14 protein-coding genes are annotated in these 13,130 nt (G+C 64.9%); 6 read left to right on the forward strand and 8 right to left on the reverse strand.

The annotated features are described in order from the left end of the window. Window positions 1-65: 65 nt before the first annotated feature. Window positions 66-1,055 carry a thioredoxin-disulfide reductase gene (gene trxB, locus DYI42_RS11090; protein ID WP_213546007.1) on the reverse strand — a complete coding sequence of 330 codons (990 nt, stop codon included), beginning with the start codon at window positions 1,053-1,055 and terminating at the stop codon, window positions 66-68. A gap of 175 nt (window positions 1,056-1,230) precedes the next feature. Between trxB and DYI42_RS11095 the strand changes: the two genes are divergently transcribed. Then, window positions 1,231-1,731: an Lrp/AsnC family transcriptional regulator gene (locus tag DYI42_RS11095; protein WP_213546008.1), complete on the forward strand. Its 501-nt coding sequence runs from the start codon at window positions 1,231-1,233 to the stop codon at window positions 1,729-1,731. 68 nt (window positions 1,732-1,799) lie between these two features. Here the strand turns inward: DYI42_RS11095 and DYI42_RS11100 are convergent, their stop codons facing one another. The 5 genes from DYI42_RS11100 to lgt form a co-directional block, all read right to left on the reverse strand. Further along, the gene (locus tag DYI42_RS11100; protein WP_213546009.1) at window positions 1,800-2,504 is read right to left on the reverse strand and encodes a Hint domain-containing protein; all 705 of its coding nucleotides are present in this window, start codon (window positions 2,502-2,504) and stop codon (window positions 1,800-1,802) included. Window positions 2,505-2,925: 421 nt separating this feature from the next. Further along, window positions 2,926-3,069 (reverse strand): hypothetical protein, encoded by a 144-nt coding sequence (locus DYI42_RS11105; protein ID WP_213546010.1) that lies wholly within the window; start codon window positions 3,067-3,069, stop codon window positions 2,926-2,928. Window positions 3,070-3,350: 281 nt separating this feature from the next. After that, entirely contained in the window at window positions 3,351-4,109 is a 759-nt protein-coding gene (pgeF, locus tag DYI42_RS11110; protein WP_213546011.1) for a peptidoglycan editing factor PgeF, read from the reverse strand. 4 nt (window positions 4,110-4,113) lie between these two features. Further along, window positions 4,114-5,172: a class I SAM-dependent methyltransferase gene (locus DYI42_RS11115; RefSeq protein WP_213546012.1), complete on the reverse strand. Its 1,059-nt coding sequence runs from the start codon at window positions 5,170-5,172 to the stop codon at window positions 4,114-4,116. Next, window positions 5,169-6,098, reverse strand: coding sequence for a prolipoprotein diacylglyceryl transferase (lgt, locus tag DYI42_RS11120; RefSeq protein WP_213546013.1), 930 nt, complete (start codon window positions 6,096-6,098; stop codon window positions 5,169-5,171). Before lgt ends, DYI42_RS11115 begins: the two co-directional genes overlap by 4 nt. Window positions 6,099-6,201: 103 nt before the next feature. Between lgt and DYI42_RS11125 the strand changes: the two genes are divergently transcribed. The 4 genes from DYI42_RS11125 to DYI42_RS11140 all read left to right on the forward strand — a co-directional run bounded on the left by DYI42_RS11125 (window position 6,202) and on the right by DYI42_RS11140 (window position 8,389). Then, entirely contained in the window at window positions 6,202-6,450 is a 249-nt protein-coding gene (locus tag DYI42_RS11125) for an accessory factor UbiK family protein (RefSeq protein WP_213546014.1), read from the forward strand. 271 nt (window positions 6,451-6,721) lie between these two features. Beyond that, window positions 6,722-7,225, forward strand: a complete 504-nt coding sequence (locus DYI42_RS11130) for a YbjN domain-containing protein (RefSeq protein ID WP_140015368.1) — start codon at window positions 6,722-6,724, stop codon at window positions 7,223-7,225. Window positions 7,226-7,253: 28 nt separating this feature from the next. Beyond that, window positions 7,254-8,054: a pyrroline-5-carboxylate reductase gene (gene proC / locus DYI42_RS11135; protein ID WP_213546015.1), complete on the forward strand. Its 801-nt coding sequence runs from the start codon at window positions 7,254-7,256 to the stop codon at window positions 8,052-8,054. Then, the gene (locus tag DYI42_RS11140) at window positions 8,051-8,389 is read left to right on the forward strand and encodes a tRNA-binding protein (protein ID WP_213546016.1); all 339 of its coding nucleotides are present in this window, start codon (window positions 8,051-8,053) and stop codon (window positions 8,387-8,389) included. The genes proC and DYI42_RS11140 overlap by 4 nt, the downstream gene beginning before the upstream one ends. Before the next feature lie 18 nt (window positions 8,390-8,407). Here the strand turns inward: DYI42_RS11140 and DYI42_RS11145 are convergent, their stop codons facing one another. Next, window positions 8,408-8,986, reverse strand: coding sequence for a thymidine kinase (locus tag DYI42_RS11145; protein WP_213546017.1), 579 nt, complete (start codon window positions 8,984-8,986; stop codon window positions 8,408-8,410). Window positions 8,987-9,151: 165 nt separating this feature from the next. On the opposite strand from DYI42_RS11145, the gene DYI42_RS11150 reads away from it, so the two are divergent. Beyond that, window positions 9,152-9,553, forward strand: a complete 402-nt coding sequence (locus DYI42_RS11150) for a BrnA antitoxin family protein (RefSeq protein WP_213546018.1) — start codon at window positions 9,152-9,154, stop codon at window positions 9,551-9,553. Window positions 9,554-9,671: 118 nt separating this feature from the next. On the opposite strand, the gene carB is transcribed toward DYI42_RS11150, so the two are convergent. After that, on the reverse strand, window positions 9,672-13,025 hold the full coding sequence (gene carB / locus DYI42_RS11155) for a carbamoyl-phosphate synthase large subunit (protein ID WP_213546019.1): 3,354 nt from the start codon (window positions 13,023-13,025) through the stop codon (window positions 9,672-9,674). Window positions 13,026-13,130 lie beyond the last annotated feature (105 nt).

Consider the following 13,130-nt stretch of genomic DNA (forward strand, 5'->3'; position numbering starts at 1 on the left):
CGCAAAAGAAAAAGGGCGCCGCCCGTCTTTCGGACTGCGCCCTTCTCGGTTCGTTCACGGAAGGCTCAGGCGCTTTCCGGCTCGTTCGCAGCTTCGGGCGCCGGTTCTGCGGCGTCACCCTGCTCGGCCAGCCAGCGCTCGGCGTCGAGCGCGGCCATGCAGCCCATGCCCGCGGAGGTCACGGCCTGGCGATACTTGTGATCGGTCAGGTCGCCCGCGGCAAAGATGCCGGGCACCGAAGTTTCGGTGGTGCCGGGCTTCACCTTGACGTAGCCGCCGTTGTGCAGCTCCAGCTTGTCCTTCACCAGCTCGGTCGCGGGGGCATGGCCGATGGCCACGAAGACACCTTTGGCGGGAATCTCGGTGATCTCGCCGGTTTTGGTGTGCTTCACCCGCACGGCTTCCACGCCCAGAGGGTTATCCTCGCCCACGACTTCCTCAAGCTCATGAAACCACAGGGTTTCGATCTTGGGGTTCTTCAGCAGCCGGTCTTGCAGGATCTTCTCCGCCCGCAGCTCGTCGCGCCGGTGGATCAGCGTCACCTTGCTGGCGAAGTTGGTCAGGAACAGCGCCTCTTCGACGGCAGTGTTGCCGCCGCCGATCACCACGATCTCCTGGCCGCGATAGAAAAATCCGTCACAGGTCGCACAGGCCGAAACGCCGAAGCCCTTGAACTTCTCTTCGCTGTCCAGCCCGAGCCACTTGGCCCGCGCGCCGGTGGCCAGGATCACCGAGTCGGCAGTGTAGGTGTTGCCGGAGTCACCCTTGGCGACGAAGGGGCGGCTCTCTGTATCGAGCTCAACAATGATATCGCCAATGATCTCGCAGCCCATCGCCTTGGCGTGGGCTTCCATGCGCACCATCAGGTCTGGGCCCTGAACCTCGGTATCGCCGGGCCAGTTCTCGACTTCGGTGGTGGTGGTCAGCTGCCCGCCCGGCTCGATGCCCTGCACCAGGATCGGGTTCAGCATGGCGCGGCTAGCGTAAACGCCCGCTGTGTAGCCCGCAGGGCCTGAGCCGATGATCAGGGTCTTGGTGTGGCGCGTCTCGCTCATGGCGGCCCCCTTGCCTCTCTGGAATCGATTGTGTCAGGCCATATAGGCCCGCAGGCAGGGGAGAGAAAGGGCACCATCGCATGTCAGGCATGCGCATTCTATTTCTTGCGCAAATGCGAAACATTCTTGCGCGTGACGGCGCTGCGGCGTACAAAACGGCAAATCGGAGGGGCAGATGGCCGCATCGAAGCTGGACGAAATTGATCGGAACATTCTCGCGCAGCTTCAGGCTGACGGGCGAATGACCAACGTCGCACTGGCCGAAAAGGTCGGCATCTCGGCCCCGCCCTGCCTGCGTCGCGTCCGCGCGCTGGAGGAAGCGGGCTATATCAAGGGCTACCACGCGGATGTCGATAGCCGCGAGTTGGGCTTTGAGGTGCAGGTCTTCGCGATGGTCGGGCTGAACAGCCAGGCCGAAGCCGATCTGGCCGCGTTCGAGCAGCGGTGCCGTGAATGGCCGCTCGTTCGCGAGTGCCACATGCTGAACGGCGAGATCGACTTCATCCTCAAATGCGTCGCCTCCGACCTCTCCGGCTTTCAAAGCTTCCTTACCGGCCAGCTTCTGACTGCGCCCAACGTTGCCAGCGTCAAGACGTCCTTGGTGATCCGCTGTGCCAAGGATGATCCGGGTGTGCCTTTCGACGTGCTCGAAGAACGGCTGGCCAAGACCGCATGACCTTTTGAACGGAAACGGCCCCGCCGAGAGTGCGAGGCCGACCTTATGGGATATGGGGCTGTAAGCCCTCAGGCGGCGCGCAGGTTTTCCAGCTCGAACGCCGTCAAGCGCGGCACGTGCATGTTGCCGAAGTCTTCAAAGCTCTCGACATGGGGAAACAGCGCAAGGAACAGGGCCGACATCTCGCGGTCGTGCATGGCTTCAGACTTGAAGCCGGGATGGAAGCTCTCCACCTCCACACCATTGGCGAAATAGGTCTGCTGGCCGGCAAAGCAGAGTTGCCAGACCTTTTGAGGCGACAGGGGCGAAATCTCGATGACACTGACGCCATCGATGAAAGCGCGGGCCGGGGCGAAGGCCTCTTCTGCGCCGACGGCATGCATGCAGGCCGCGCTCCGGAAGAGCAGCCGTGCCCTCGGGCCGAGCATAAGGTCCGGCGCGGGGCGGCCGAGGCCGAATGTATCGGTTGCCACGCGCACCATCTTTTGCGGCTCATGCCCGGGCGCCCGCGCGGCCAGTTCGCCACTTTCCGGGAACACGGTCATGGAGCCGATCCAGAGCAATTGCTGTGGCCCTTGAGGGGTTTCGACAAAAGTACCGGGGAGCAGGTCTTCCACGGCCGTGAGGCCATCGACCGTGGAAATCAGCGCCCCGCGCCCGAGGGCGGAGAAGGCATCTTCAAACAGGGGGGTGGCCGGGGCCACCCGCTGAAAATCGTCTATGTCACCGTTGGAAGCGAGATATGAAACCTCGAAGCGGCGGGTGAGAGGCATCACCCGCCGAGGTTTCGAGCGAACGTCTGGTTGAGACGCCCAGGAGGTTTGCCCCGTGGGGCCAATCTGGTCCGTCGCGAGGCCAGCGACGGCGCGGTGAGGGTACACCATGCGATATCACCTTTCGGTTCGATCACATCTGCCTGGCCCCCACCAAAGAGCGCAGAAGGATTTGTCTTGAGGAAGAAAATGGCGGCGAGAGGCCGGGACTGTCAAAGTTTACCGGCGATTTAGCGCAGGTCCGGGGCCAATCCGGCGCGGCTGCGCGAAATTGTTTCTGTGCTGTGGTGCCCGTTGCCACATTCTGATTCCTTTGCGAGCGCCGCCGTCGCGGAATCAGGCAGCCCGCCGGGAGGTCCCGGCGGGCTGTTCATGTGCCGGGCGGGAACGCGCCCGGCGAGGGAAACACGATCTGCGGCGATCAGGCCGTGAGCAGGTTGAGCCGGTCCAACCGGCTGCTGCGGCGGGCGATCATTGCCGCGCGGCGCGCGCCGCGCGCCCAGGGCATCTGCACCTTCTGGGCCTCTGTGGCTGTGGTCGACTGCTTGATCCAGCGCGTCTTCATCTTCTTCTTCTCCTGCTCGTAACGGTCTTTGCCTGCGGGCTTGTTGCCCGTTCTCGAACAATCTCACCTGAGACTGGGGCGTTGTTTGGGCGAACACGGAGAATTTTCGGAGAAATTGAGCGGCTTGCTATGAAGGGCAGTTCGCCATCCGCGGTTCGAAGCAAATGCCTGACAAACAAGGGGAAGGCGCTCTGGAGAAACAGTTTTGCGGGCGGCGGCGGATTGTTTCGGATCCTCAATGCGGCGCGGGCGGGGCGGGGCGCGCCCCATTCCGGCCAGGATCAGAGTCGGATTACCGAGATCAGCCGCCCGTAATCGGCCTCGCCGCGATGGGTTGTCCGGCGGAAGGAATAGAATCGCTCCGGATCGGAATAGGTGCAGTGGCCGGTCCATTCTGCGGTACCCACCCCTGCCTGTCGCAGCATGTGCAGCCCGAAGCCGGGCAGGTCGAACTGCATCCGGTCACCCTCGCCCCCAGCAAAGAAGCGGCTGAACTCCGGGTCTTCGGCCATGAAGTCGTCGAAGAACTCAGGGCCGACTTCGTAGGCGCGCTGGCTGATGGATGGCCCAATGACCGCTGCGATGTTCTCGCGCCGTGCGCCAAGGGCTTCCATGGCCTCTACCGTTGCCGCCAGCACGCCGGACAGCGCGCCGCGCCAGCCCGCGTGAGCGGCACCTATGACGCCCGCATCGGGATCGGCGAAGAGCACGGGCTGGCAATCGGCGGTGAGGACCGCGATGGCCAGACCGGGTGTTGCCGTTACCAGCCCATCGGCCCTGGGTTTCGTGCCGGTGATCGGCTCGCTCACGGTAACCACATCCGGCGAGTGCACCTGGTGAACCGTCAGCAAGGCCTCCGGTGCGACCTCCATTGCGCCGGCCACGCGGGTGCGGTTGAGCTCCACCGCGTCCGCAAGATCCGAGGAGCCGCCGCCGCAGTTGAGCCCGCCGAAAACCCCCGAAGAGGCCCCGCCTTTGCGGGTGAAGAACCCGTGGGTGACGGGGCCGAGGGCCGGTGCGGTGATGATCTCAAGGGTCATTGGCTCAGAACCCGGGCGGCGTGGCCGTGCTGGTGGGATGAAGGGCGAGACACTTGAAGAGCCTCCCCATTTCCTCGGGGTGGGTCAAGCGGCGATGGGCGGCAATGTGGCTGTCGAGCGCCGCGCCGGTCAGCTGCTGCGCCAGGGCCTGTGCGCGCTGGGTGATCCCGAGCCGCTCGAGAAAGACGCCCTGCGGGGTCAGAGGCGCGGCCTCTGCGGGGCCACGGGCGGCGGCGAGGGCGCCGAAGTCGACATGGGCCGTCAGGTCGGCTTCGCCGGGTGTGGCGAGCACGTCAACCGGCTCGTGGGCCTTCAGGGCCTGAAGCGTGTCGCCACGGGAGATCGCGGCGCCATAGTCGATCACGAGGGCCGCCCCGGCGCGATGCTGGGCGATCCGCTGGCCGATCGCCCGCATGAATCCGGCGGCAGGAGCGCAGGTTTCAACGATTTCGCCGGGCCGGGTATCAGCCTCGCGCGCGGCCAGTTCGGGCAGGTCGGCGGCGCGGGTGGTGAAGCCAAGCCCGCCGCCTTGGAGGCCCACGCAGCGCTCGTCCCAACCGCGTTCAGTGCGGATGAACTGGCGGATCGGGAGAGCATCGAAGAACTCGTTGGCGATGAGAAAAAGAGGGCCGCCGGGAAGGCTCTCGACGCTGTCTACCCAGCGCGGATCATAGGGTGTCAGCCGTTCCGCCTGAGCCTTTTGCAGCTCCGGCGAGGTCTCCACCAGCACGAGCCTTGCCGCCTCGGTGAAACCCGGCACACGCCGCGCCGCGCGCAGGGCATCGGCCATCAGTGTTCCCCGGCCCGGCCCAAGCTCGGCCAGCACGAAGGCACCGGGTGCGCCGTGGTCCATCCAGACCTGCGCCAGCCAGAGGCCGAAAAGCTCACCGAACATTTGCGATATTTCGGGCGCAGTGATGAAATCCCCCGCCGTGCCCAGCGGGTCGCGGGTGGTGTAGTAGCCGTGGTCCGGATCGGTCAGGCAGGCGGCCATATAGGCATCCACGCCCATGGGCCCCTCGGCTTCGATCCGGGCGACGAGCTTGGCGGCGAGCGGGGTCATGCCGGGGTGGCGCGCCTCTTGCGCAGGAGCGCCCAGAGGATCAGGCCGATGCCGAGGAAGACCATCGGCAGGCTCAACTGCTGGCCCTTGGTGATGCCCCATTCGCCCAGCCGCATCACGTAGCCTGCCGGATTGTCAGACGTGATGAACTGCTCGTCGGCCAGCCGATAGAACTCGACGATAAACCGCGAGATGCCGTAGCCCGCAAAGAAGACGCCCACGGTAAGGCCGGGCACCTTGAAGGCGCCGCGCAGCGCCATGATGAGCAGGATGGCCCCCAGCAGCAGGCCTTCAAGCCCCGCCTCGTAAAGCTGAGACGGATGCCGGGCGACCTCGGTGCCGTAGTAGAACCATTGCCCCGCAACCTCGCAGGGCTGACGGGTTGGATCAAAGCACATCGAGGGGAACTTGACGCCCCAGGCCACATCGGTCGGGCGGCCATAGAGCTCGGCGTTGATGAAGTTGGCAACGCGCCCGAAGAAGAGGCCGGGCGGCACGCAGACGGCGAGCAGATCGGCGACGTGGATCTTGGCAACGGCATTGCGAACGCAGAACACCCAGACCGCGAGAACCACGCCGAGCATGCCGCCGTGGAAGGCCATGCCGCCATCCCAGACGCGGATGATCTCACCCGGATTATCGAAATAATACCCCGGCTTGTAGAACAGCACATAGCCCAGCCGTCCGCCGAGGATGATGCCCAGCACGATCCATGTGAGCATGTCGTCGGCCTTTTCGCGGCTCATGGGCGATGTGTCGCCCGGCCAGAGCGTGGCACGGCTGACGAGGGCAAGCCCCATCCGCCAGCCGATGAGGATGCCCGCTATATAGGCCAGCGCATACCAGCGCAGCGAAAACTCAATGCCGAAAAGGCCGATGGTGAAGATCGCCGGGTCGATCTCGGGGAAGGGGATAAGCGCCTGCATGGGGCGCAATTGGCCGCGCGGGGTGGGCGGTGTCAACCTTGCACATTGGCACGCGGAGGCCCATATGAGAGCCACGGTGCGACAAAGCCCTAACGGAGGCCCCATGCAGACCCGCAACAAGCTCTTTGACGACTTCTCGCAACTGATGACCAACGCCATGGGTGTGGCCCAGGGCGCGAAGGATGAGGCGGAGACGGCGCTGCGCGGCTGGATGGACCGATGGCTGGTGGACCGTGACTTCGTGACCCGCGAAGAGTTCGATGCCGTGCGCGCCATGGCGCAGAAGGCCCGCGAGGAAAACGAGGCGCTGAAGGCCCGGCTGGATGCGCTGGAAGAGGCTTCGAAGACGTAAGACGCGTAGAGCGACTTTAACAAGCGGCGCCTTTTGGGCGCCGTTTTCGATTCCGGCCGCCAGGTTCCGCAGCGGCACGCGCCGTATTTCGTGGCTGCTCAAGACTTGTCCACAACTTATTGGTGGATGCCGCAAGATTTGGCTTTACACCACGGCGTGTTCCCGCGCACGATATCTAGTAAGGGCGGTGGGGAGCCCCACCGGACCTAGAGCAGGCAACAAGTTCTGGCGGCCGCAGAGCCAGCGGGACGAACCATAGAAGGGGCCGGGCATGTCACTTTCCGAAACTTACTTGGAATCCGAGGATCTTCACCCGATCGACATCGTCGAGACGCTGGCGGAGCACAACGCCTGGGATTTTGACCGCATCGCCGACGACCAGATCGCCATGGCGGTGGAAGGCCAGTGGCGCACCTACTCGATCACCCTCGCATGGTCCGGCTATGATGAAACCCTTCGCCTGATCTGCACCTTCGAGATGGAGCCGCCGGAAGATAAGCACGGCGCCCTTTACGAAGTGCTTAACAGCGTGAACGACATGTGCTGGGCCGGCGCCTTCACCTTCTGGGCCGAGCAGAAGCTTATGGTCTATCGCTACGGCCTCGTGATGGGCGGCGGGCAGATGGCGCACCCCGAGCAGATCGACAAGCTGATCGGTGCTGCGGTGAGCGCGGCGGAGCGCTTCTACCCGGCGATGCAGCTCGTGGTCTGGGGCGACCGGCCCGCGAAGGACGCCATGCAGGTGGCGATTGCAGAGGCCTACGGGCGCGCCTAAGTTGCCCCCCGAAAGGGGGGGCTGACCCATGGATATGAAAGACATTGCAGCCCGGGGCCTCGTGCTTCTGGGCTGTGGCAAGATGGGCGGAGCGATGCTGGCCGGGTGGCTGGCAGACGGGCTGCCACAAGAGGCCGTCACGGTGCTGGACCCACAGCCATCTGACTGGCTGAAATCGCTCAAGGGCGTGAATCTCAACACGGAATTGCCTGAAAGCCCGGCGGTGGCGATCATCGCGGTGAAGCCGCAGATGATGGGCGATGCGCTGCCCGCGCTGAGGGCGCTGGGCGCCGATACCGTCTTTGTCTCCATCGCGGCGGGCACGCCGATTGCGGCCTTCGAGGCGGCGCTGGGCGATGTGCCGGTGGTGCGCGCGATGCCCAACACGCCGGCTGCCGTCGGGCGCGGCATTTCGGCGGTGATCGGCAACGCGGCGGTGAGCGCCGAACAGCTCGACATGGCCTGCGACCTGCTGAGCGCCGTGGGCGAGGTGGTGCGGCTGGAGAATGAAGACCAGATCGACGCTGTCACCGGCGTCAGCGGCTCGGGCCCGGCCTATGTGTTTCACATGATCGAGGCGCTGGCGCAGGCCGGTGAGGCCGTGGGGCTGGCCCCCGAGATGGCGATGAAACTGGCCCGCGCGACGGTCTGCGGCGCGGGGGAACTGGCCTACCAGGATGACGCCTCTGCCGCGCAACTCAGGGTCAACGTGACATCGCCCAACGGCACCACCCAGGCCGGGCTGGAGGTGCTGATGCCAGAGCTGCCCGAGCTGATGCGGCGCACAGTCGAGGCCGCGACGAACAGAGCCAAGGAATTGAGATCATGAGCGAAATATCATTCGACGACTTCATGAAGGTGGATATCCGCGTGGGCAAGATCACCCAGGCAGAGCCCTTTCCCGAGGCCCGCAAACCTGCCTTCAAGCTCTGGGTGGATTTCGGCCCCGAGATTGGCGTGAAGAAATCCTCTGCCCAGATCACGAAGCACTACTCGCTCGACGAACTGGTGGGGCGGCAGGTGCTAGGCGTGGTCAACTTCCCGCCTCGCCAGATCGGGCCGGTGATGTCGGAAGTGCTGGTGCTGGGGGTGCCGGATGACGAGGGCGAAGTGGTGCTGCTTGCACCGGGCAAGGATGTGCCTCTCGGCGGGCGGATGTTCTGACGGGGCGGGCGGGTCGCGCTACCGGCCCATCGCGCTCCGCCAGTGGCGGCGGCAGAGGCTGAGATAGGTCTCATTGCCGCCAATCTGCACCTGGTCGCCCTCGCGCAGAACCTCGCCATCGGCCCCCATCCGCACAACCATCGTCGCCTTCTTCCCGCAGTGGCAGATGGTGCGCACCTCGCGCATCTCGTCGGCCAGCGCCAGCAGGGCGGCGGAGCCGGGAAAAAGCTCTCCCATGAAATCGACGCGCAGCCCGTAGCACATGACCGGCACGCCGAGGTCGTCAACCGCGCGCGCCAGCTGCCAGACCTGATCCTTGGTCAGGAACTGGGCTTCATCGACGAAGATGCAGGCGCAGGGGCCTGCGGCGAGGCGGGCCTCTATCTTGGCGAAGAGATCTTCCTGCGCCGTAAAAGTATCGGCCGCCGCTTCCAGCCCGATCCGGCTGCCAATGGTGCCCTCCCCGGCGCGGTCATCGAATGCCACATTTAGCAGATAGGTCTGCATCCCACGCTCTATGTAGTTGTGCGAAGCCTGAAGCAGGATGGTGCTCTTGCCGGCGTTCATGGTGGAGTAATGGAAATACAGCTTGGCCATGCGCTCTGTTTACCATTGGCTTTAGACGGGGTCAGTGGCGGAAAGAGCACAGCCACAATCCATGCACAACCCATGCACAACCTATGCATACGAGAATTCACCGCGCGGGCGCTCGAATCGGAATTAACCCTTTGCGCGGAAACTGACGGGCGAAAGGAGCCCCCCATGCCCATCGACCCGACCAAGATGACCAAGACCGAACGCCAGAACTTCTTTTATGGCGTCGACGCCCTCAGGATGATCGAGCACGACATCCACGACCGCCTCTGGGATCTCAAAAGCTGCCCGCGCGAATGGCACGACATCTGGCAGGAGCACGACCGCCGCGACCCGAAACGCACCCGGGTAACGATCGCGCTGGATGCGGATGTGGTGAAGTTCTTCAAGGCGCTGGGGCAGGGCTACCAGCCCCGGATCAACCGGGTGCTTCGCGCCTTCATGCACATGCGGCTGGCCAAGGTGATCGATGGGCCGGACGTGAACGACTATATCCTGCGCCCCGAGGAGGTGATGGCGGCCAAGACCCGGCGGCGGGTGGAGTATGGGGATAGTGAGCAGGGGGTGTGAGGGCGGCGGTGCGCGGCCTGATCAAGCCGCGCATCCTGTTCATTTTCTTGCTGAAAATACTCCCGCCGGAGGCACACAAAATAGATAGTGTGCGCCGCAGGCGCTCAATTGGAGCGCGTTACGCCTCCTGAAGCGACCGCACCACCAGCTCGCCTTCGTCCCGCGACTTCATCGCCAGCGCTGCCGCGTGGCTGGCGGCGAGGGTGGTGAAATAGGGGATACGGTCGGAGAGGCAGACGGCGCGCATGCTCCGCGAGTCCTCGACCGATTGCGCCCCTTCGGTGGAGTTCATCACCAGGCAGATTTCGCCGTTCTTCATCGCGTCCACCACATGGGGGCGGCCTTCGTAGGCTTTGTTCACCACCTCCGCCTCGAGTCCGTGCTCGGCGAGGAACGTCGCTGTGCCGCGGGTGGCGATGAGGGGGAAGCCGAGGGCGGTGAGCACCTGGGCGGTTTCCACCAGTTGCGGGGTCTTGTCGTCTTCCTTGATCGAGAGAAACACCTTGCCCGCGCCGGGCTGGGGCAGGTGGGTGCCCGCGCCCATCTGGGCCTTGAGGAAGGCGCGGGGGAAGGTGCGATCCCAGCCCATCACCTCGCCGGTGGAGCGCATCTCCGGCCCGAGCAGGGTGTCGACGCCGGGGAAGCGCCCGAAGGGCAGAACAGCTTCCTTGACGGAGAACCAGGGCGTGCGGAAATCGGCGAGGCTCAGCGGGTCGCCCATGGGGATGGGCGTGTTCTCGTCGACCTGCACGTGGGGTGCGGCTTGCGGGAAATCTGCCAGCTTCTCGCCGGCCATGAGGCGGGCGGCGATGGAGGCGATGGCGCTGTCAGTGGCCTTGGCGACAAAGGGCACGGTGCGCGAGGCCCGCGGGTTGACCTCGATGAGGTAGATTTCGTTTTCGCCCTGCGCGTTGGCCTTCACCGCGAATTGCACGTTCATCAGGCCGACAACGTGGAGCGAGACGGCGAGGGCCTTGGTTTGCTCGATCAGTCGGTCGATGACCTCGGTGGGCAGGGTGTGGGGCGGCAGCGAGCAGGCCGAGTCGCCCGAGTGCACGCCGGCCTCTTCGATGTGCTGCATGATGCCCGCGACGTGGACGTTTTCGCCGTCGCAGAGCGCATCCACGTCCACCTCGGTGGCGCCGGAGAGGTAACTGTCGAGCAGCACCGGGCTGTCGCCGGAGACCACCACGGCCTCGTTGATGTAGCGTTCCAGCCCCGCCATATCGCGGACGATCTCCATGGCGCGGCCGCCCAGCACGTAGGAGGGGCGGATCACCAGCGGGAAGCCGATCTCGGCGGCGATGGTGAGCGCCTCGGCGTCGGAGTGGGCGATGCCGTTCTTGGGCTGTTTCAGGCCGAGGCGGTTGACCAGATCCTGGAAGCGCTCGCGGTCTTCGGCAAGGTCGATGGCGTCGGGGGTGGTGCCGAGGATCGGGATGCCCTCGGCCTCCAGCGCATTGGCCAGCTTCAGCGGGGTCTGGCCACCGAACTGCACGATGACGCCGTGGAGCGTGCCCTTCTCCTGCTCGACGCGCAGAATTTCCATCACGTGCTCGAAGGTGAGCGGCTCGAAATAGAGCCGGTCAGATGTGTCATAGTCGGTCGAAACCGTCTCGGGGTTGCAGTTGACCATGATCGTCTCGTAGCCCTGCCCGGTGAGGGCAAAGCAGGCGTGGCAGCAGCAATAGTCGAACTCGATGCCCTGGCCGATGCGGTTGGGGCCGCCGCCGAGGATCACCACCTTCTTGGCGTCGGAGGGGCGCGCCTCGCATTCCACCTCGTCCATCGCCGGGTGCTCGTAGGTCGAATACATGTAGGGCGTCTGGGCCTCGAACTCGGCGGCGCAGGTGTCGATCCGCTTGAAGGAGGCGACCACGCCGAGGTTGAGCCGTGCCCGGCGGATGTTGGCCTCGTCCCGGCCCGTCAGCCTGGCGAGGCGGGCATCGGTGAAGCCCATCATCTTGACGTGGCGCAGCCCGGCTTCGTCCATCGGCAGGCCGTCATGGCGTAGTTTTTCCTCGGCTTCGACGATCTCGCGGATACGGGCGAGGAACCACGGGTCAAACGCGGTGGCGGCGTGGATGTCGTCATCCGAAAGGCCATGGCGCATGGCCTGGGCGATGACGCGGAGCCGGTCGGGGGTTTGCTCGGAGAGGGCCTTGGTGACGGCCGCCGCATCGGGCGCGCCGGGGATGTCGATCTCATCAAAGCCGGTCAGTCCGGTTTCCATCGAAGCGAGCGCCTTTTGCAGCGACTCGTGGATGGTCCGGCCAATGCTCATTGCCTCGCCCACGGATTTCATCGCCGTTGTCAGCTCGGGCTTGGCACCGGGGAACTTCTCAAACGCGAAGCGCGGGATCTTGGTGACCACGTAGTCGATGGTCGGCTCAAAGCTGGCGGGCGTCACCTTGGTGATGTCGTTGTCCAGCTCGTCCAGCGTGTAGCCCACGGCCAGCTTGGCGGCGATCTTGGCAATCGGAAAGCCGGTCGCCTTGGAGGCCAGCGCCGAAGAGCGGCTCACCCGCGGGTTCATCTCGATCACCACCATGCGGCCATCGGCGGGGTTCACCGCCCATTGGACGTTGGAACCTCCGGTTTCGACCCCGATCTCGCGCAGCACGGCGATGCTGCCGTTGCGCATGATCTGGTATTCCTTGTCGGTCAGCGTCAGGGCCGGGGCCACGGTGATCGAGTCGCCGGTGTGAACGCCCATCGGGTCGACGTTCTCGATCGAGCAGATGATGATCGCGTTGTCCGCCTTGTCGCGGACCACCTCCATCTCGAACTCTTTCCAGCCCAGCAGCGACTCGTCCACGAGGATCTGGCCCACGGGGGAGGCATCCATGCCGGTGCGGCAATAGTGGATGTAGTCTTCGCGGTTGTAGGCCACGCCGCCGCCGGTGCCGCCCAGCGTGTAGGCGGGGCGGATGATGGCGGGCAGGCCGATGTCTTCCAGCTCCGCCAGCGCGGCCTGAACACCAGCGTCCAGATCACGGTCGCCGCCCTCGCGCAGGGGGGCGGTGACGATGGTGGCCTTGGGGTTTTCCAGCCCGATGCGATCCATCGCCTCGCGGAAGAGGGCGCGATCTTCCGCCATTTCAATGGCTTCGCGCTTGGCGCCGATCATCTCGACGCCGAACTTGTCGAGCACGCCCATCTCTTCGAGCTTCAGCGAGGTGTTCAGCCCGGTCTGGCCGCCCATGGTGGGCAGGAGCGCGTCGGGGCGTTCCTTCTCGATGATCCTGGCCACAACCTCGGGCGTGATCGGCTCGATATAGGTGGCGTCGGCAAGCTCCGGGTCGGTCATGATGGTGGCCGGGTTGGAGTTGACGAGGATCACCCGGTAGCCCTCTTCGCGCAGCGCCTTGCAGGCCTGGGCGCCGGAATAGTCGAACTCGCAGGCCTGCCCGATGACGATGGGCCCCGCCCCGATAATCATGATGGACTTGATATCGGTTCTTTTTGGCATGGTCGTTCCCCGGGTCGGCGCAAATTGTCGTGGGTTATAGGGATGGAGAGGCCGAGGGCAAGGGGGTGCGGTGCGGTTGGTGACGATTAGCGGTGCGCGCGGGGG

It is taken from the genome of Vannielia litorea (assembly GCF_018424695.1).
Classification (GTDB): Bacteria; Pseudomonadota; Alphaproteobacteria; order Rhodobacterales; family Rhodobacteraceae; genus Vannielia; species Vannielia litorea_A.